This window comes from Acinetobacter sp. C26M, assembly GCF_023702675.1.
Taxonomy (GTDB): Bacteria; Pseudomonadota; Gammaproteobacteria; order Pseudomonadales; family Moraxellaceae; genus Acinetobacter.
Window position 1 is genome coordinate 2860488 of record NZ_CP098478.1, and the last position, 19900, is coordinate 2880387.

15 protein-coding genes are annotated in these 19900 nt (G+C 40.9%); 6 read left to right on the forward strand and 9 right to left on the reverse strand.

Annotation, left to right across the window (positions count from 1 at the left end; translation table 11 throughout):
- Positions 1–81: 81 nt before the first annotated feature.
- Positions 82–1464 carry an amino acid permease gene (locus tag NDN11_RS13075; protein WP_167250649.1) on the reverse strand — a complete coding sequence of 461 codons (1383 nt, stop codon included), beginning with the start codon at positions 1462–1464 and terminating at the stop codon, positions 82–84.
- Between the two features lie 137 nt (positions 1465–1601).
- Entirely contained in the window at positions 1602–3323 is a 1722-nt protein-coding gene (locus tag NDN11_RS13080; protein WP_251109886.1) for an alpha-keto acid decarboxylase family protein, read from the reverse strand.
- Positions 3324–3458: 135 nt separating this feature from the next.
- On the opposite strand from NDN11_RS13080, the gene NDN11_RS13085 reads away from it, so the two are divergent.
- Positions 3459–3944 (forward strand): Lrp/AsnC family transcriptional regulator, encoded by a 486-nt coding sequence (locus NDN11_RS13085; protein ID WP_251109887.1) that lies wholly within the window; start codon positions 3459–3461, stop codon positions 3942–3944.
- A gap of 72 nt (positions 3945–4016) precedes the next feature.
- Here the strand turns inward: NDN11_RS13085 and NDN11_RS13090 are convergent, their stop codons facing one another.
- Positions 4017–5447: an aldehyde dehydrogenase family protein gene (locus tag NDN11_RS13090; protein ID WP_251109888.1), complete on the reverse strand. Its 1431-nt coding sequence runs from the start codon at positions 5445–5447 to the stop codon at positions 4017–4019.
- Positions 5448–5881: 434 nt separating this feature from the next.
- Between NDN11_RS13090 and NDN11_RS13095 the strand changes: the two genes are divergently transcribed.
- Positions 5882–6937, forward strand: coding sequence for a Rieske 2Fe-2S domain-containing protein (locus tag NDN11_RS13095; RefSeq protein WP_251109889.1), 1056 nt, complete (start codon positions 5882–5884; stop codon positions 6935–6937).
- A gap of 87 nt (positions 6938–7024) precedes the next feature.
- Here the strand turns inward: NDN11_RS13095 and NDN11_RS13100 are convergent, their stop codons facing one another.
- Together NDN11_RS13100 and NDN11_RS13105 are read right to left on the reverse strand one after the other, a co-directional pair.
- Positions 7025–8557 (reverse strand): pyridoxal phosphate-dependent decarboxylase family protein, encoded by a 1533-nt coding sequence (locus NDN11_RS13100; RefSeq protein ID WP_251109890.1) that lies wholly within the window; start codon positions 8555–8557, stop codon positions 7025–7027.
- A 3-nt stretch (positions 8558–8560) separates the two neighbouring features.
- On the reverse strand, positions 8561–9931 hold the full coding sequence (locus tag NDN11_RS13105) for a diaminobutyrate--2-oxoglutarate transaminase (protein ID WP_004652118.1): 1371 nt from the start codon (positions 9929–9931) through the stop codon (positions 8561–8563).
- A gap of 464 nt (positions 9932–10395) precedes the next feature.
- Here NDN11_RS13105 and NDN11_RS13110 point away from each other — a divergent pair, with 464 nt between their 5' ends.
- From NDN11_RS13110 to NDN11_RS13120, 3 genes are all read left to right on the forward strand, one after another.
- Positions 10396–11097 (forward strand): SIMPL domain-containing protein, encoded by a 702-nt coding sequence (locus NDN11_RS13110; protein WP_251109891.1) that lies wholly within the window; start codon positions 10396–10398, stop codon positions 11095–11097.
- Between the two features lie 186 nt (positions 11098–11283).
- Positions 11284–13500, forward strand: a complete 2217-nt coding sequence (locus tag NDN11_RS13115; RefSeq protein ID WP_251109892.1) for a TonB-dependent receptor family protein — start codon at positions 11284–11286, stop codon at positions 13498–13500.
- Positions 13501–13749: 249 nt separating this feature from the next.
- A complete protein-coding gene (locus NDN11_RS13120; RefSeq protein ID WP_251109893.1) occupies positions 13750–15906 on the forward strand; it encodes a TonB-dependent receptor family protein in 2157 nt (718 codons plus the stop codon).
- A gap of 32 nt (positions 15907–15938) precedes the next feature.
- Here the strand turns inward: NDN11_RS13120 and NDN11_RS13125 are convergent, their stop codons facing one another.
- Both NDN11_RS13125 and NDN11_RS13130 read right to left on the reverse strand, forming a co-directional pair.
- Positions 15939–16400, reverse strand: a complete 462-nt coding sequence (locus tag NDN11_RS13125) for a GFA family protein (protein ID WP_251109894.1) — start codon at positions 16398–16400, stop codon at positions 15939–15941.
- Positions 16401–16425: 25 nt separating this feature from the next.
- On the reverse strand, positions 16426–17055 hold the full coding sequence (locus tag NDN11_RS13130) for a TetR/AcrR family transcriptional regulator (protein WP_251109895.1): 630 nt from the start codon (positions 17053–17055) through the stop codon (positions 16426–16428).
- 111 nt (positions 17056–17166) lie between these two features.
- On the opposite strand from NDN11_RS13130, the gene NDN11_RS13135 reads away from it, so the two are divergent.
- Positions 17167–17634 (forward strand): hotdog fold domain-containing protein, encoded by a 468-nt coding sequence (locus NDN11_RS13135; protein WP_251109896.1) that lies wholly within the window; start codon positions 17167–17169, stop codon positions 17632–17634.
- A 53-nt stretch (positions 17635–17687) separates the two neighbouring features.
- Here the strand turns inward: NDN11_RS13135 and NDN11_RS13140 are convergent, their stop codons facing one another.
- Entirely contained in the window at positions 17688–18782 is a 1095-nt protein-coding gene (locus NDN11_RS13140) for a fatty acid desaturase family protein (protein ID WP_251109897.1), read from the reverse strand.
- A 14-nt stretch (positions 18783–18796) separates the two neighbouring features.
- Positions 18797–19864 carry a ferredoxin reductase gene (locus NDN11_RS13145; RefSeq protein WP_251109898.1) on the reverse strand — a complete coding sequence of 356 codons (1068 nt, stop codon included), beginning with the start codon at positions 19862–19864 and terminating at the stop codon, positions 18797–18799.
- Between the last annotated feature and the right edge of the window lie 36 nt (positions 19865–19900).

Below are 19900 nucleotides of genomic sequence, written 5' to 3' on the forward strand. Positions count from 1 at the left end.
AATAACTCGCATTATTCAGTTCTAAGTCTTTTTAAAATAAAAAGAGCCTTAAATTTGGGCTCTTTTTATGTTTTATCAGATTCAAAGATTCGGCTGAATCTCTGTAGCAATTACCACTTTTTTACGATACTTCAATACATAGACTAAAGCTAAACCACCCAACCACAGTGGTACCATCATCACAGCTATGCGCATATCTGGTGTCATTGCCATAATGATCAAAATAAAACAGACAAAACTAATGGTTAAATAATTACTCCATGGACTTAAGATACTTTTAAACTTGGTTTGATGTCGCTTTAACTGCATTGCTTTATTAAATTTCAAATGTGTCACTGAAATCATCAGCCAGTTAATCACCAATGCCGCCACAACCAGCATCATAAATAGTTCGAAAGCTTTGCCAGGGATCAGATAATTAACCACTACACAAACGGCCGTAATTGAAGCCGAGACAATCGCAGCAGGTACAGGAATACCACGCGCATTCACTTTTTTTAGTATCGCAGGTGCATTGCCTTGTTCAGCTAATCCATGCAACATGCGGCTATTACAGTAAATACAACTGTTATAAACAGAAACGGCTGCGATCAAAACCACGAAATTTAAAACGTTGGCAACGCCATTGCTATTTAAAGACTGGAAGATCAAGACAAAAGGGCTACCACCTTCTGCTACCATGTTCCATGGATAAAGACATAAGAGAATCCCGATCGCACCGATATAAAAAATCAAAATACGGTACACAATCTGATTGACCGCCTTAGGAATCGTGGTTTCTGGTTTTTTAGTTTCTGCCGCTGCAATCCCGATTAATTCAAGCCCACCAAAAGCAAACATAATTACAGCTAATGCCATAATAAAGCCATGCGTGCCGTGCGGGAAAAAACCACCGTGCTGCCATAAATTGGCAATACCCGCCTGCGGACCCGCAGAACCAGAAAGCAATAAATATGCACCAAAGCCAATCATGCTTAAAATTGCAACAATCTTGATGCAGGAAAATAGAAATTCCGATTCACCAAAAAAGCGAACATTGACCAAATTGATCGCATTCAGCAAAATAAAGAATACCAAGGCTGTCAGCCATGTTGGAACATCTGGCCACCAAAAATGGATGAAGGTTCCAATGGCACTGAGTTCAGCCATACTGACCAACACATACAGCACCCAATAATTCCAACCCGACATAAAGCCAGCCATGCGGCCCCAGTACTTATTGGCAAAATAACTAAATGAACCACTGACGGGTTCTTCAACCACCATTTCACCTAGATGACGCATGATTAAAAAAGCAATCACACCTGCAATCGCATAGCCCAATAATATAGAAGGTCCTGCCAGTTTGATGGTTTGTGAAAGCCCCAAAAATAATCCTGTACCAATCGCACCACCAAGTGCTATCAGCTGGATATGTCGATTGGACAATCCTTGTTTTAACTCATGTTTATTGTTTACATCCATCACTTTATCTCCAATGTGTGTGTCACATCCTGTACACCTTTTATACAGCGTATGATTCGAAGCTCAGCATGAAGCTCCGAATCTGATCCGCTCTCTTATCAATTTATAAATTTGAAGATTTTCCAACGCCCTTCTCTTCAGAAGGAAATTACTTTTTTACTGGGTAATGATTGGGAACGTTGTTTTAAGATTTCATAGCCTCGATCGCCATAATCAAAACGTGCAATCACTGACGCAAATTTTTTCAGACTGAGGGGTGCATCCATGGCTGGTAGCTTTAATTCGATAAAGGTCAGACCATCGAACTGGTCGATACTATCCAAGGTTTGTTTAAGTTGACCTGCGGTTTCTATCACACAACTTTTATAGGCTTTCGTGCCATTAAAGACATTTGGAATTTCGGCATATTTCCAATTTTGCACATCGTTATAAGCGGCATTCTCTCCCATGATCAAACGTTCAATGGTATAACCACCATTATTGAGTAAGAAAATAATCGGCTTGAGGTCATGACGGATAATGGTTGAAAGCTCCTGTACGGTAAGCTGAAATGAACCATCACCAATAAATAAGATTTGGCGGCGTTCAGGTGCAGCCAACAAACTACCAAGTAATGCTGGCAAGGTATAACCAATCGAGCCCCACAGTGGTTGTGCAATATATTTAGCGGTTGCAGGTAGCTTTAAACCGGCCAAAGCAGAATTAGATGTTCCAACTTCACCAATAATCACATCATCTTCTTTTAGAAAACCTGAAATAGCATTCCACAAAACATCCTGACTCAATGCTTGCTGTTCAGGAACATCTACAATCGTCGAAGGCTGTTTTTCCAACATTGGCTTGCTTAACTTACGTGGTGCAACCTTCTTATTCAGTTCCACCAACAATTGCCCAATTTCAATACCTAGAAAATCCTGTCCAAAAATCGTTAATGCATACGGTTTAATTTCAATGTAATTTTCAGTGGCAATTTGATGGGTAAATACACCTGTCCCCACATCGGTAAAACGCACACCGATGCCAATCAGGCAGTCCGATTGCTCAATGGTACTGCGGACATGTGGCTGGCTTGCTCCACCGACATAAGTTCCCACATAACGCGGTGAACCCTCATCCATAATATTTTTAGCGGTCAGCATACTGGCAAAAGGAATCGAACATTTTTTGGATAAATCATCCAGTAGCGAGGTAATCCCAAAAACAGAGGCTTCATTATCAATCAGCAGCGCTGGCTGCTTGGCTTGCGCAATCACCTCACACAGTTTAGTGACTGCGCTTTGTAACAGCTCTGGCTCAACCCTTGGATAAGATAAATCGAGTGAACGATCTGTCACTTCAATTTTGACGTGAGTAATATCCGATGCCAACTGGATATGTACAGGTCGACGTTCAAGGAAACATTGACGTAACACACGGTCAATTTCAGAGGCGGCATTGGCTGGTGTTAAACGGGTCTGTGCAACCGTGAACTCTTTCATGCAGTTCATGATGTTGTCGTAGTTACCATCGACCAGAGTGTGATGAACTAGAGTTCCTTTCTGAACTACATGTAAAGGTGGAATCCCTGAAATATGCACCACTGGCACATTCTCAGCATAAGCACCTGCAATACCATTAATCGCACTTAAATCACCGACCCCATAGGTCGTTGTCAAAGCAGCAAAACCGTTGATTCGTGCATAACCGTCAGCAGCATAAGCCGCATTTAATTCATTACAATTACCAATAAATTCGAGTTGGGCATCCGCCTCAACTTGTTCGAGATAAGAAAGGTTAAAATCACCAGGTACACCAAACAGATGTTGGATACCCATTTGTTTTAGACGAAGATTTAAAAAGTCACCGATTTCTATGAACATTGCTCTACATCCTTTCAAGTCAATTTTTTATTCCATAGAAAAATAATATTTCATCTACCTATTAAATTTCGTGCATAATAAAAACGCATTTTAATAAAAATACAATATTTGTGTATCATAAAAGGATTTTATGCAATGGATAAGTTCGACTGGCAAATCATTCAGGCCCTACAAAAGAATGGACGGCTCACCAATCAGGAAGTTGGAGATTTAATCGGTTTATCGGCCTCACAATGTTCAAGAAGACGACAGTTACTGGAGCAAAAAGGCGTGATCTTGGGTTATGCTGCCCGCATCCACCAACAAGCTTTAGGCTTGGAGGTTACCGCGATGATCCACATTAACTTACGTATTCACGAGGCAAAGTCACAACAGGCCTTTCAGGACTTAATTGAAGCTGAGGATAATATTCAAGATGCTTTTTCAATCAGTGGCGATGCAGATTTTATCCTAAAAGTCGTCGCAGAAAATTTGGAACAACTTTCCCAATTTGTGACAGAACGGCTGCTTTCTTATGGATTTATTGGGCATATAAAATCTTACATCGTGTTAAAAAAAATCAAAGAACAGAATCACTTCATCAGCAAACCCAAGGGTCACAGCTACCATCCAGCCACTTAAACCTAGTTTTAAGCAGCACCATGCATAAAAAGAAAAAGGCGGATATTAGATCCGCCTTAAAAATATGAAGGTTTAAGTTTTATTGATATGCACAGTTTGTCCAACGGTATTCTCTAGCAAACCTTCCATACCAAACTCAGCACCAACGCCTGACATTTTCCAACCGCCAAACGGTGCATGTGGAACAATCTCTGCATGGGTATTGACCCATGCCGTACCACATTGTAATTGAGCAGCGTAGAACTGTGCGGCTTTTAAATCAGAAGACCAGATTGAACCGCCTAATCCAAATTCACTGGCATTGGCCCGTGCAATTGCATCATCAATATCACGATATTTTAGAATTGGTAACACTGGACCAAACTGCTCCTCTTGTACCACTCGGCAACTTTCATCCAGTCCAGTTAAAATCGTTGGTGCAATAAAATAGCCTTGCTCAGGTACCATCTGATCACCTGACAATGCCTTGGCGCCTTGCGCAAGCGCATCGGCAATTAAAGCTTTTACTTTCTGATATTGCAGCTGATTTTGCACAGGACCAAATGTAGTCTCTGCAGCCATGCCATCTCCAACATTTTGGGCATTGGCAATATCAGCCAACTTTTGTGCTAGCACGTCATATTGGCTTTCGTGCACATATAAGCGTTTTAATGCAGCGCAGGTTTGTCCAGCATTTAGAAATGCCACATTAAATATTCGCTTGGCTATTTGATCTAGATCGGCATCAGGTAAAACAATCCCCGCATCATTACCACCTAATTCTAGGGTCAAATGTTTTAAGGTTTTTACCGCACCCGACATAATGTGCTGACCTGTTTTGGTCGAACCTGTAAAAACCACCTTTGCGATATCGGGGTGACTCGATAATGCCTCACCAATTTCACCATTACCGACAACAATCGAAATTACACCCGCTGGGACTTCTTGCTGAATGATTTCACAGAGTTTTAAAGTCGCTAAGGGGGTAAATTCAGATGGTTTATTAATCACCACATTACCTGCACGTAAGGCAGGCATGATATGCCACACCGCAATCATCAAAGGCCAGTTCCACGGTGTAATCGACGCCACCACACCTAAAGGCTGATAATGACGTTCAATCCGTTTCTGTTCACTGTCTTCAATAATATTAACTGGCATTTCTAAACTTGCGGTATAACGTGTCCAGCCAATCGCACCCTGCACTTCCATTTGTGCCAATGCCAATGGTTTGCCTTGCTCAAGTACAATCAACTCTGCCAAAGTTTCGGCATGTTGTTCAATCCCATCCGCAATCTTATTCAGTATGCTTTTGCGTTCCTCATGAGAACTGCGTTGCCAGCTTCCAAAAGCTTGCTTTGCTGCATCGATTGCTTGATTCACCTGTGCAATCGATGCCTGTGCACATTTTGCTGCAACGGCAGCTGTTGCAGGATTGATAATCTCAAGTTCGCCTGCTTCACCGAGACAAGATTGACCGTTAATAATAAGTTTAAATTGGTTTTGCATATTCAAGTGTTGCATGCCTTGTTCCTTCTATTCATTGTAATCATGATGTTTTGCCTGATCCGAGCTCAGCTCTAGGTCAAGTGCAAAAGTGATGACATCTATCCATCAAAATATTGAGCATCTATCACTACAATATGGAATTTGTGCATCACAGTTTATGCATAATTATTTCTGGTTTAGATTAAAAATGCACAGTTTGTGCAGAACAGCGACAATTTTCTACCTTGCCATCATAAAAAACCATCGTACACGCTCTAGACATGATCCATGTATACAGCAAGTCAAAGGCACGCCCTTCTACAATCCCGTCTGATCTCCAAACATCACATCAAAAATTTTAGCTCTGCTTTAGTGTTCTAAAAGTTACGACACTTCATTCAATTAATTGAAATTTCTTAGAACGGCAAGCTTCGTTATATTCAATGCAAATGAGTCCGAAGATAAAAAAGATGAACAGCAAAGTAATCGCAAGCTTTAATCCTATAGATTTACCCGTACATATGACTTTTTCAGAGCATGATTGGCAGCTGCTTGCTCAACACTGGTACCCGATTGCGCTCGCCCGTGAGATTTCAGAACAACCAACAGCAGCCACATTGTTAGATATGCCATTGGTCATCTATAAAATGGGAGATGAACTGATTGTTGCAAAAGATGTTTGCCCACATCGTGGTGTCCCCCTCAGCTTAGGCCGTCATGATGGTCAAGGCATTGTGTGCCGTTATCATGGATTACGCTTTGGACTTGAGGGTAAATGCAACCGTATTCCAGCGCATCCACAGCATAAAATATCTGATCGCTTTCATTTGAAAACCTATGCTGCCACTGAAAAATATGGATTAATCTGGTGTTGTCTAACAGCTCGCCCTGATGATAAACCTGTTATTCCTGACATGCCGTACTGGGATCATTCAGACTACCAGCAACTGGTGTGTCCTTTTGTAGATTTGAATTGTTTTGCTGGTCGACAACTGGAAGGGTTTATTGATGTCGCCCATTTTGCTTGGGTGCATCCCGATACCTTTGGCGATCCTGATGATGTTGAAGTGCCAGACTATAGCACCACAGAAACCAGTTATGGATTCAATGCGGATTATATCAGCAGCGTTGGACGCTATCCGATTGGTGCAGAGCAACGTGGGCAAAACAATTTCAACTGGCTCAGACATTTTGAAATCAGCCTACCTTTTACAGCAACGCTCACCATTCATTTTCCGAATCAAAGCAAACAGGTGATCATGAATGCGGCCTCTCCAATAAGCGCGCGAAAAACTCGCCTGTTTGCACCAATCTGCCGTAATTATGATAAAGATTTACCTGTTGAGGATGCTTATGCATTCAATTTACAAATTTTTGAAGAAGATCGCCTAATTGTCGAAACACAAAAACCTGAATATCTTCCCCTAGATTTATCGATGGAAGCACATTTTCCAGCAGACCGTAGCTCAAGTATGTATCGTCGACTCCTAAGAAAAATGGGATTCAATCCTATTTTTGCCGCCTAGCTGATTTATATATTCAATTCCAAGAGGCAATAAAAAAGAGGTCTATTCAGACCTCTTTTTTATTTTAATGGTTGTGCCAGATTGAAATTAATCAATCGCTGGAACATATGTTCCAGCAGCAATTGCATCTTTAATACGATCAGCTTCTGCCAACACAAGTGCAAGCAGATTTTGAACGTTTTCAAGCGTTGCAACTGGGCTTAAAGTAGTCATCTTCAATGATTGAACATTACCCACTTTAGTTACACCAATATTCGCTTCACCACGAGCAAACAATTCATCTGCCACGTTTTGGTTCAAGCTATCGATAAATTCAGCAGGATAAGCTTCTGGTACGACACGGAACAGGACTGAAGCGAATTGTGGTTCAACCAACAATTCAAGACCCGCTGTTGCTTTAATATAATCTGCAACTTCACGTGTTAATTTCACACCATGATCAATCATTGAACCATAAAGCTCTTCGCCTAATGCTTCAACCGTCATCCATAATTTCAATGCATCAAAACGACGGGTCGTTTGTAATGATTTAGACACAAGGTTAGGTACACCATGTTCTTCATCATAAGCAGAGTTTAAATATTCTGCTTCATAATGCATAAAGCGATAGTTTGCTTCGTCTTTCAACAAGAAAGCGCCACAGCTAATGCTTTGGAAATAATGTTTATGGAAATCAAGCGTGATTGAGTCTGATAATTCAATTCCATCCAACATTGCGCGATGGTCATTTGAAAGAATCAGTGCGCCACCCCAAGCTGCATCAATATGCATCCATGAACCATACTTCGTGGTAATTTCACGGATTTTCTTAAGTGGATCAATAGCACCAGCATCCGTCGTACCCGCTGTTGCAACAACACACGCGACGATTTTGCCTTCTGACTGAAGATGCGCCATGGTTTTTTCCAGTGCATCAACATCCATCTGTGCATTTTCATTCACAGGAACAGTGACAACAGACTGGAAGCCCATGCCCATCATTGCCATATTCTTTTGCACAGAGAAGTGTGCGTTTTCAGAACAAATGACTTTGACGTTTTTCATTGCTTCTGCTGGGATACCATCACGCTGAACCGACCATGGCTTGCCATTTTCGTCTTTCCAGTTTTTCGAGATACACCAGTCACGTGCCAGCAATACACCCATCAAGTTTGATTGTGTACCACCAGATGTGAACACACCTGCTTGACCTGCACCATAGCCCACTTTTTGGCGAAGCCAATCAATGAGTTGAACTTCCATCAAAGAACCCGCTGGGCTTTGGTCCCATGAGTCCATCGATTGGTTGGTTGCATTGATCAACACTTCCGCAATCTGGCTCATCACCATGGTTGGGCAGTGTAAGTGTGCAAGTGAATGCGGGTGATGTACTTTTAAGCTTTTGTTGAGGAAAAGCTCAACCATACGTTGTAATGATTGCTGTACACCTAGACCTTCTTTTGAAGGTGCAAAAGAGATTGCTTCGCGCAAATCTTTAATGCTACCACCAGTGTACATTTTATCATTTTGCAACCATGCTGAAACGGCATTTACCGCCTCGCCCATTGCTGACTGATAGTCAGCAATAGATTGAGCATCATTGCAGAGTAACGCTTTACGATGTTCTGCAAAATCAACCATGAATTAGCCTCGTACTGCTTTTAATGCTTCAGCAACAGCTTTCTTGAAGCGAGCAACCGCCTCTACGCACTCTTCTTGATTGATAATCAACGGGCAAAGTAAACGAATTACAGTACCGTTACGGCCGCCTTTTTCAAGCAATAATTTATTGTTGAAACAAGCAGTCTGGATTGCAGCAGCCAATTGAGCATCAGCTGGTAATGAACCCATATGGTCCGCAGGTTTACGCTCATCAACGATCTCAACACCGATCATCAAACCACGACCACGTACGTTACCAATACATGGGAATTCTTGTGCAAGTTTCTTGAACTCTGCTTGTAAGAAATCACCACGCTCTTGCGCATTTTGAGCAAGGTTTTGTTCTTTGATCACTTGAAGTGATGCTAAACCTGTACCCATCGCAAGTTGGTTACCACGGAAAGTACCCGTGTGACCTGCAGGCTGCCAAGCATCAAACTTACGTTTAATACCCAATACTGCAAGTGGTAAACTACCACCTACCGCTTTAGACATCACCACCACATCAGGCTCGATTCCTGCATGTTCAAAGGCAAACATTTTACCTGAACGTGCAAAACCAGCTTGAACTTCGTCCAAGATTAAAACGATGTTGTGCTTTTCAGTCACTTCACGGATTTTTTGCAACCATTTTACTGGCGCAGTAACAACACCACCTTCACCTTGAATCGCTTCAAGGATCACAGCTGCAGGCTTAGTTACACCACTTTCAACATCTTCAATGAAGTTTTCAAAGAAGTAAGTTAAAGCGTCAACACCTGCTTCCCCACCTAAACCAAGTGGGCAACGATATTCATGTGGGTATGGCATAAACTGTACGCCTGGCATTAAGCCATTGACCGCGTTCTTCGCTGACAAGTTTCCTGTCATTGCAAGCGCGCCGTGCGTCATACCATGGTAGCCACCAGAGAAACTAATCACTGTGCTACGACCCGTATAAGTTTTCGCTAATTTAATCGCTGCTTCTGTACCATCTGCACCAGATGGACCACAGAACTGTAGGCAATATTCTTCTTGACCGCCTGGCAAATAAGCCAAAAGCGCTTCAGTAAACGCATCTTTTAAAGGAGTCGTTAAGTCTAAAGTATGCAATGGCAAACCACTTGCCAATGTGTCTTGAATACTTTGAATCACCGCAGGATGATTATGGCCCAAAGCCAATGTTCCTGCCCCAGCTAAACAATCAAGGTACTCTGTACCTTCAACATCAGTAACCCAACAGCCTTGTGCTTTTGCTATCGCTAACGGTAATTTACGTGGATAACTACGAACATTCGATTCCATCTGACTTTGGCGAGTCAGATAATATTCGTTAGTTGCATTAGCGGCAGGATTTACGGAAGTAACGCTCATATCGAATTACCATCTCTGATATGGGTAAAAGAAATAAGTCTGGTGACTTGCGGTCGTTTGACTCGGTGCTTTTTAGAATCTAGTGCAGACACTTGTTTATATCTTTCAACTAGGAGCGAGATGATACCTAATTTTGAAATAAAATAAACACTTTTTGTGTCTTACATGCATCTAAATTATTGAAAAAATATTTCATTCCAATAACTATGATGGATTATCATCATACTATGTGACAAGCTAAAGAAAGTAAGCTTTTTTTAATCCCACTTGCGTTTTTAGATAAATGGTCAAATTAATAGACTTAATAAACTGATTTTAAATATTTTTTGTTTTATTTTTCTGTTGCAAAACACTGCTAATCTCTTACAAAGTCACCACAAAATATGCAGAAGTTCGCCATCAGTTCTTTTTAATATCGAACTGGTAAAAATAAATTTTCGATACCAAATTCTAAGGACATTTTTATGCGTACTTTAGCACTTGCTACATTAATGATCGGGGCTGCATTGAGCCCAAGCCTTTTTGCTCACGAGACTGAGAACTTGAACTACAACATTGTGAATATCCAAGCGGATGCATCACGTCAGGTTGCCAATGATGAAATGCGTGCCGTGCTTTATGTTGAGAAAAGCAATAAGCAACCTGCAGAACTCTCAAATCAGATCAACCAACTGATGAATCAAGCGCAAGCGATTGCACGTAAATATTCACAGGTCAAAGTCGAAACAGGTGCACAAAGTACCTACCCTGTGTATGACAATGACAGTAATAAATTGAAGGAATGGCGCGCTCGCGCTGAAATCCAACTGGAAAGTAAAGACTTTAAAGCAGCAAGCCAGCTCATCAGTGAATTACAACAGAGTTTCCAAACTCAATCGATTAACTTTACCGTGTCTGATGAACAGCGTAAAAAAGTTGAAAATGAGCTGATGATTGAAGCATCGAAGAACTTTCAACAACGTGCACTAGCAATTACTCAAGCTTGGAGTAAAGCACAATACAATTTAGTTAGCCTAAACCTAAATACCAGCAATTACTTCCCACAACCGATGATGCGCGGTGGCATGGCCAAATTTGCCATGGCAGAAGCAGCCCCTGCTCAGGATATGGCAGCAGGTGAATCAAAAATCACCGTCAGTGCCAATGGTTCAATCCAATTTAAATAATAGCGCTGACAGCAACAAAAAACCGTGCTTAAGCACGGTTTTTTGTACTTTTAAATAGCCAAAAATATCTTTAGCAAAAAAACAATCAACTTAACTTATCCTATAGTTATAAGTGATAATCGTTCTTATTTCATTTCATGCAATAACTGATTAAGATTCGGGAAATTTACAGCACTTGGCATTGTTATGAAATCTGCATCCTGTTCTGCTGCGTCATTAATAAAATTTCAGCCCTCTTACCTGAGTCTAGCCATTGCCATTTCATTGAGTGGCATATCACATGCGGCTTTTGCCAATGAAGCACAACCGAATGAAACGCAAACACTTGCAACAATTTCAATTCAGGCACAAGGTAATTGGCTAGAAAATGCCAATGCAGAAAAAGTACAACAGCATGCGGGTGCTAGAACCATTATAGACCGCAAACGATTAGATGAAATCGCAACCACCTCTATTCGTGATGCGTTAAAACAAATTCCAGGCGTACAAGTTCAGGACAGCAACGGTACTGGTGGCAGTGATGTTTCGCTCAATCTTGGGGTACGTGGACTGGCTTCACGTTTATCACCACGTTCTACAGTGTTAATGGATGGCGTACCCCTCTCTTTTGCCCCATATGGTCAACCGCAATTGTCTTTAGCCCCTGTTTCGATGGGTAATATTGAGTCAGTTGATGTGGTTCGCGGTGCGGGTTCCGTTCGTTTTGGGCCACAAAACGTTGGTGGAATCATTAACTTTACTACTCGTGCAATTCCACAAGCCTTTTCAGGTTCAGTTGGCTTAACTACTGAGTTCGCAACAGGTACAGATCAACTGAAATACACACCGAATTTGTTTATTGGTGGAACACTCGATAATGGTTTAGGGCTAGCCTTACTTTATTCAGGTAGTAAAGGTGATGGCTATCGTGAAGCGAATAATAAAATTGATATTGATGATGTCATGTTAAAAACCGCCTATCAATGGACTGATCAGGATGCCATTGCAGTCAACCTGCATCATTACGAAGGCCGAGGAGAAATGCCAGAAGGTTTGACTGCCGCACAATTTGCAGACAATCCTTATCAATCCAATCAAAGCCGCAACTATTTCGCAGGCCGTCGTTCCGATGTATCAGTGAAATACAGCCATAAAGATGAACAGAATAACTTTGAACTGTTGGGCTATTACGTCGATTCTTTTCGTACCAGTGACTTAGAGTCCATTGGCAATAAAGGCACCAACATACTCAGTAACTCTCCTCGCGATTATAAATATTTTGGCATTGAACCACGTTATTCACGTGCCTATAGTTGGGCTGGAATGGATAACGAAGTCACTGTCGGCTATCGTTATTTACAGGAAGAAAGTTCCGAGTTTTCAGGCCGCACCGTTCCTTATAGCACCCTGACTGGTACACCAGGTGATCGAATTCCGAATACAACCAGTGATGGTGGCACTAAAGCACATGCGGTCTATATCGACAACCGATTTGGACTCGCGAATTGGGTGATTACGCCTGGCGTACGTTTTGAATCTATTGATACACACAATGATTTCACTGCTTATCAAGATGGTGTTGTTACCAATACAGTTTATCCAAAAATCAAATCCGAAGAATTCCTTCCAAGCTTATCCGTACTCTACAAAGCCAACGAAAACTGGAATATTTTTGCCAATGCGGGTGTTTCGTTTGGCCCACAACAATATAACCAGTTAGTCACTACCCAGATGGTAAATAAAACCACCAATACAGCCTTTACTACCCTTGATGGATTACATCCTGAAAAATCTAAAAACTATGAGATCGGAACCAAATATCTAGGCAATGGTTTAAGTGCTGAATTGACCGTCTTCTATTTAGATTTTGACAAAGAATTAATGCTGGAACGCCCTGATAATATCGGTACAGGTATTTGGACTAATTTAGGTGCCACCAGTCATAAGGGTGTTGAAACTGGAATCAGCTATGATTTTGGTCAGCTCGCTGATGCTTTAGAAGGTTTAAAAGTTTACGGAAACTACACCTTTACCAAAGCAACCTCAGAAGCCGGAAAATTTGAAGGTAAAGACTTATCTTATTATTCACGTCATATAGGTAATTTGGGTATAGCATATCAAGTTGATCATTGGTCAGTTAATGCAGATATGTTCGCGCAGTCTAAACAATATGCACCAGGTTCAGGTAATGTTTATCAAACTGAAGAAACCGCTGATGGTCGCACGGGTAACATCCCTGGTTATTCAACCTTTGCGGTACGAGCAGGTTATGACTTTAGCAATCAGCTCAATGGCTTAAAAATTGCAGGTGGTGTAAAGAACGTGTTTGATACGCAATATTATACGCGCTCATCGGATGCCACAGGGGGCAAGTACGTGGGACAACCGCGAACCTTCTTTTTACAAACCTCTTATGATTTTTAAATCAAACAAAAAAGCCGAGCTGTTAAGTTCGGCTTTTTACCTTCATATGTAGCGTATACATTAAGACAACCAATAAAATCTTTTGACCTATGTATTCGAATACATTTCACTTCTTAACAAAAAAAATTATATATTTTATGTGAAATTTTAATTAGTTTTTCTAAACAATAACTATAAATGAGAATTATAATCAATTAGAATAATAGCACAAAATATCTCCTCCACCTCATCCCATTCGGCAATCCACTTATGACATGCTCGATTTCTGCTCCTCTTAATTTCTCCAAATTTAAGCCCTCATCTTTGAGCTGTGCAATCGCAACAATGATCAGTTGCTTTGCCACGACAACATTTGCAGAAGATAACCTAGCGAATACAACCCAAACTCTAGCAACAATTTCAATTCAAGCAGAAGGAAACTGGTTGGAACAAGCCAATGCTAAAAAGGTTTTAAATCATTCTGGTGCCCGTACCGTAGTTGATCAGCAAGCATTAGAAGCACGTGGCATTACTTCCGTAAAAGAAGCCCTACGTACGGTTCCAGGCATTCAAGCTTCTGAGAATTCAGGTACTTCAGGTAGTGATGCCTCTTTAAGTATCGGTGTTCGTGGTCTAGTCTCAAGATTTTCACCCCGTTCGCAGCTGATGATCGATGGTGTCCCTTTAGCTGTTGCACCTTATGGACAACCACAGCTTTCTTTAGCACCTACCACCTTGGGCAATATGGAATCGATTGATGTGGTTCGTGGTGCTGGCTCTGTCCGCTTTGGGCCACAAAACGTCGGTGGGATTATCAATTTTAATACGCGCAGCATTCCAGAGCATTTTGCAGCGAACATTGGCATGACCACAGAAATTGCTGAAAATGGCAATTTAAAAGTCAATCCAAACCTCTTTGTTGGAACCACACTAGACAATGGCTTAGGTCTAGCTTTGCTCTATTCTGGGGTAAATGGCGATGGTTATCGAGATCAAAACGATTATTCAAATATCAATGATCTACGTTTAAAGGCCAGTTACGCTTTAGATGATTATTCAAGTATCGAAGCAAACCTACATCGTTACGAAGCCAAGGTCGACATGCCTGGAGGTTTAACGCCTGCACAGTATGCTCAAAATCCATATCAGTCGTTACGTAACCATGACTATATGGAAGGCAACCGTAATGATATCTCACTCAAATATAATTATAAAAAAGACAATAATGCTTTTGAAGTTTTAACTTATCACCTCGATAGTTATCGTGATGCTGGTGTAGAACGTCTTGGTTCTAGCGTCTATCAAACTGCACCGCGTGATTATAAAGTCACCGCAATTGAGCCTCGCTATTCACATGCATTCCCTCTTGGCAATACACTTAATGAAGTGTCTGTCGGCTATCGCTATTTAAAAGAAACCAGCCGTGAATCGGTTGATCGTGCAAGTTATAACAATGATACAGGTCCACGCGATTTTTATGGTTGGACCAAAGCCGATGGTGATACCGAGGCTCATGCATTCTATGTCGATAACCGTACCGATCTAGGTGCTTGGTCACTCACACCAGGACTTCGATTTGAGCGGATTAAAATCAATGAAAACATGTACAAGCTCAATCGTGATTATTCGGTTTTAAATGGCGTCAATGCCAGCAAGACTTATGATTCCCTACTTCCAAGCTTTGCGGTTATGTATAAGGCCAATGAGCAATGGAACATTTTCGCCAACTATGGCAAATCATTTGCTCCTTTCCAATATAGCCAGATGACTAATACTGATTCTAATGGTGCGTATCTGGCGATGAATGGCTTGAACCCTGAAAAGGCAGATAACTATGAAATCGGAACACATTATTTAGATGATTATTTATCACTTGAGTTTACCCTGTTTTATATTGATTTCGCAGATCAACTCAAACGTGATGATGCGACTCAGACTTATACAAATCTTGGTGCAACCAAACATAAGGGTGCAGAGCTGGGTTTGAAATATAACTTGGGGGCCATCAACGATACTTTAGCCAATGTATCTGTATATGCCAATACCACTTATACCAAAGCAACGGCATCGGCAGGTCAAGACTCAGGCAATGACCTAGATTTCTATTCAAACTGGATTGGTAATGCAGGCATTGATTACAAATATGATCAATGGACCTTCAACACCAATGTGTATGCACAATCTAGCCAAGTTGCTGCTGGTAAGGATGATGCTACTGGACGTTATGGTAATATTCCGGGTTATGGCATTGTTGGCATGCGTGCTGCCTATGACTTTACCAACACCTCATTGTCGGGATTAAAAGTAGGATTGGGGGTAAAAAACCTATTCAATCAAGAATATTACACTCGTTCATCTGATCAGGTCGGCGGGATCTATGCTGGCCCTTCCCGTACTTATTATTTACAGACTTCGTTTGACTTCTAAATAAAAAAAGCCGAGCTGTTAAGTTCGGCTTTTTACGAATTCATTTCAAAATAATTTTTCAATTCAACCATATTCGGCAGCTCATCAAATTCAGTAATTTTTTGATGAGTTTCGGCCCAACTCACTTTAGAGTTCACACAAAAATTTAACTCAAGCTCTGGGCTAAAGTCTTCCTGAATCAATCCTAAAGGAACCCACATGATCTTTGGATTAATACCAAGTGCGTTCGGTACAGGTGAACCGCATTGTGTACAGAAGCTACTATTAAAGCCTGTATCCTTGATATAGGTTCGAATCAACTGCTCGCCTTGCTGCCACTGAAATAATTCTGTCTGCACAAAGGTTGAAGCATTCGATGTAGCTCCACTCTGCTTACGACATAAGCTGCAATAGCAACGATACATCATTTTAATTTTTTTCAGATTTAATTTAAAAATCACTGCCCCGCACAAACACGCCCCTGTATATTTTTGATTCTCACTGATGGGTTTCATCTATTATCCTGATCATTTTCGATTATTAATTTTTGCTTAAATGTTGTAATGAATCCCAAGCAGCTTGCGCCAAAGTTTCACGATATGCTCTGGGATTAGTCATTACTTTTTCAGACAACCAAGCGCGGCAATAGCTTTCTGTTGCACCAATGACCAAAGACATCATTAACTCTGCTGGCACTGATTTTAATAAACTAGCATCTGCGTAATTGGAAATATAGCTGACAATCTTTTGATTTCTGAGTTTATTTTTATCGTGTAATTGTTGCCGAAACTCACCCTGCTGCACACTAAAATGGGCAAGTAATAAAAACTGTGCAAATTTAGGCTGATCAGATACCCAGTCGACATAACTATAGATCAACGCATAAAGCAGTTCTTTAAGCGATTTTGCTTGTTGTAAATATTGATCACGCAGCTGAGCTTGATCATCTAAAGCTGCAAACACCAATACTGCAACGATGCCATCTTTATTCTTAAAATGATGATAAATCGCCCCCACACTACTGTCAGATTTTTCCCGAATCATTTCAATACTGGTGGTTTCCAAACCATATTCAATAAAGCATGACAAAGCATCCAACAAAATCTGTCGTTTTAATAATGACCTACGTTGTGGATATAAACGTTCTAATAATTGTTGGGCTGCTTGCATAGTTTAATCATATTTACCAATCATCGGAACTATTGTGTATGACTTGACCATAACTTGTAAACAGAATTATATTCTGTAAAAGAATTTAATTCTGTTATAGGAAGTTTAATCATGGCCTCAACTCTAGATTTATGGAACAAAGTATCTGTCTTACCTGCTGGTAAATGGACATTTACCCGTATGCTCTGTTTAAAGGCACCTTATTTCAGTAGTATTTCTCCTTTATTTGAGGAGCTAAAACCCAACTCTTGCAAAATCAGCATTAAGAAAAAACGTACTGTACTCAATCATATTGGCACGGTACATGCGATTGCGATGTGTAATATGGCCGAGCTTGCTGGCGGTACCATGACCGAGGTGACCGTTCCTTCAAGCCATCGCTGGATTCCGAAAGGCATGACAGTTGAATATTTAAAGAAAGCTGAAACTGATCTGATTGCAATTGCCACGCCTGCTGAGCCTAACTACGATTGGGAACAGGCTGGAGAATACTTAGTCAATGTTGATGTGCTTGATCAGCACAATGAAAAAGTTTTCCATGCCGCCATTACCATGTGGATTTCCCAAAAAAAGAAATAAAATAAAAAAGCCCTGAAGCAAATTCATTCAGGGCTTTTTTCAAACATTTTCGCTTATTTTTTAAATGGCAGCGCATATTTAAAAATACGCCCGACTACTTCACCAAACTGCTTTACAAAACTGGCATTATTATAGTTTAAACCATACTTTTCACACACGGCCTGCACTTTCGGTGCAACTTGACGATAACGGCGTGCAGGAATATCAGGGAACAAATGATGCTCGATTTGATGACTCAAATGTCCCGTCAAAATATGAAAAGCCTCTGAGCCAGTTAAATTTGATGAACCGCGAATCTGGCGCATATACCAATGTCCACGACTTTCATCTTTTAAAATTGCTTTAGGGAATACTTCCACGTCTTTGGTAAAATGCCCACAGAAAATAATACTGAATGTCCACACATTACGAATCCCGTTTGCAACCAAGTTGCCTGTAAATACAGGAATCGCAGCAGGTCCCGCAATCAAAGGAAAGAATACATAATCCTTAAACATCTGCTTTAAAATTTTCTTTTGTGCAGGCTGCCACTCTTGTTTGAACTCAGCCATGGTTTTACGCTTATACAGCACTTTACCCAATTCAAGATTTTGGATTGCCACTCCCCATTGGAACAACAAACTAAATGGCACGATATAGATCGGCTGAATTAAAGTGAACTTTGACCAACGTTGTTCTGGAAATAAACGGAATACGCCATAACCAACATCATCATCCATGCCTTTTACATTAGTATAGGTATGATGCTTATAGTTATGGGTTTGACGCCAGTTGTCTGAAGTCCCTACCGTGTCCCATTCATAGGTTTGACCATTAAATTTAGGATCATTCATCCAGTCGTATTGCCCGTGCATGACATTATGACCTAGCTCCATGTTTTCCATGATTTTGGCAAAGCCTAATAAACCTGTGCCGAGTAACCATGCTGGTGGGAACCAACCTAAAAACAAACAAGCACGCCCAGCCATACTGCTATAACGAATCGTGGAATAGACACGGCGAATATATTTAGCGTCTTTCTCGCCTAAATCATCCAATACTTCTTGTTTGATTTGATCGAGCTCACGAGCAAAAGCATCTAATTCTGCAGCAGTTAAATCACGATTTTTGGGATTTTTAAAAAATTCCATCTTAACAGGCATGTTCATAATCAATTACTCTCTTATAGATCAATCACAAGATCAGACTGGGCTGAATTGACACAAATTTTTAACAGCTGTGTTGGCTCATTATTGGCAGCACCATTCAATAAATTTTTGGTCGCGCCCTGCGCCTTGTTACAAGCACATTTATTACAAATACCCATACGACAACCATGATTTGGTTTAATGCCTTGATGCTCAAGACTAGCCAGAATCGATTGTCCTTTTGGAATCGCAACAGTTTTATTTGATTTGGTTAAGATGACATTGATAAAGCCGGTTTCTGTGGCATCGGTACCAAACGGGCTTAAGCTAAAAGCTTCTGTTTGCAGTGCAGCAGCATCTTTAAACAGGCTTTCTGCTGATGCAGCAAAACCAGATGGCCCACAGGCATAAACAGTGGTTTGATCTAAAGCAAGCAATTGATCAACGTGATTCTGATTTAAACGCTGATCCTGTTCTTGGGTATAAAAAATTTGATAACTAAAATTAGCGAAATTTTCAGAGACTTCTTTGAGATATTCAGCATAAGCAGCATCGGCTTGGGTTTTAACCCAATACATCAATTGGACTGATGTTGTATTCAATTGTTTAGACTGGCATAAGCCTTCAATCAAACTCAACATCGGTGTGATACCACTACCAGCAGCCAGCAATAACAAATGCGGTGTCGCAACAGACTGCTGCATCTCACCGTAGGGTTGCCCCAAACGTAAGATATCTCCTGTTTGGCTGCTCTCAACCAACCAAGAACTCACTAAGCCTTGATCAACTTTTTTAACGGTTAAACAAAGATGATCTGCATCCACCTGCATCAAACTATAAGTACGCTCATAGTGACGACCTGCAATATCAACAGTAACAGGATGGTGCTGCCCTGCAACGCCACGTACCACATGTCGATTGCATTGCAAAATTAGGCTGACCGTATCTTTTGCCACGATTTGTTTTTTTACGATTTTGGCAAGAGACTGATTTATAGACCATAAAGGATTGATTTTCTGTAACCAAAAATTGGCATCATGGCTGTTCATCACACTGTGAGCCAACGAATTAAATAGAGAGTTTCTCTTTTCAATTGCATGCATGAGCAGTTTTACTCTGGTGGTTTTCTAATTATTATA

Coding starts and splice junctions, on each gene's coding strand:
- NDN11_RS13090 (WP_251109888.1), bottom strand. CDS start 5,447: ATGCAACACTTGAATATGCAAAACCAATTTAAACTTATTATTAACGGT.
- NDN11_RS13080 (WP_251109886.1), bottom strand. CDS start 3,323: ATGTTCATAGAAATCGGTGACTTTTTAAATCTTCGTCTAAAACAAATG.
- NDN11_RS13130 (WP_251109895.1), bottom strand. CDS start 17,055: ATGCAAGCAGCCCAACAATTATTAGAACGTTTATATCCACAACGTAGG.
- NDN11_RS13135 (WP_251109896.1), top strand. CDS start 17,167: ATGGCCTCAACTCTAGATTTATGGAACAAAGTATCTGTCTTACCTGCT.
- NDN11_RS13095 (WP_251109889.1), top strand. CDS start 5,882: ATGAACAGCAAAGTAATCGCAAGCTTTAATCCTATAGATTTACCCGTA.
- NDN11_RS13145 (WP_251109898.1), bottom strand. CDS start 19,864: ATGCATGCAATTGAAAAGAGAAACTCTCTATTTAATTCGTTGGCTCAC.
- NDN11_RS13075 (WP_167250649.1), bottom strand. CDS start 1,464: ATGGATGTAAACAATAAACATGAGTTAAAACAAGGATTGTCCAATCGA.
- NDN11_RS13115 (WP_251109892.1), top strand. CDS start 11,284: ATGAAATCTGCATCCTGTTCTGCTGCGTCATTAATAAAATTTCAGCCC.
- NDN11_RS13105 (WP_004652118.1), bottom strand. CDS start 9,931: ATGAGCGTTACTTCCGTAAATCCTGCCGCTAATGCAACTAACGAATAT.
- NDN11_RS13125 (WP_251109894.1), bottom strand. CDS start 16,400: ATGAAACCCATCAGTGAGAATCAAAAATATACAGGGGCGTGTTTGTGC.
- NDN11_RS13085 (WP_251109887.1), top strand. CDS start 3,459: ATGGATAAGTTCGACTGGCAAATCATTCAGGCCCTACAAAAGAATGGA.
- NDN11_RS13100 (WP_251109890.1), bottom strand. CDS start 8,557: ATGGTTGATTTTGCAGAACATCGTAAAGCGTTACTCTGCAATGATGCT.
- NDN11_RS13120 (WP_251109893.1), top strand. CDS start 13,750: ATGACATGCTCGATTTCTGCTCCTCTTAATTTCTCCAAATTTAAGCCC.
- NDN11_RS13140 (WP_251109897.1), bottom strand. CDS start 18,782: ATGAACATGCCTGTTAAGATGGAATTTTTTAAAAATCCCAAAAATCGT.
- NDN11_RS13110 (WP_251109891.1), top strand. CDS start 10,396: ATGCGTACTTTAGCACTTGCTACATTAATGATCGGGGCTGCATTGAGC.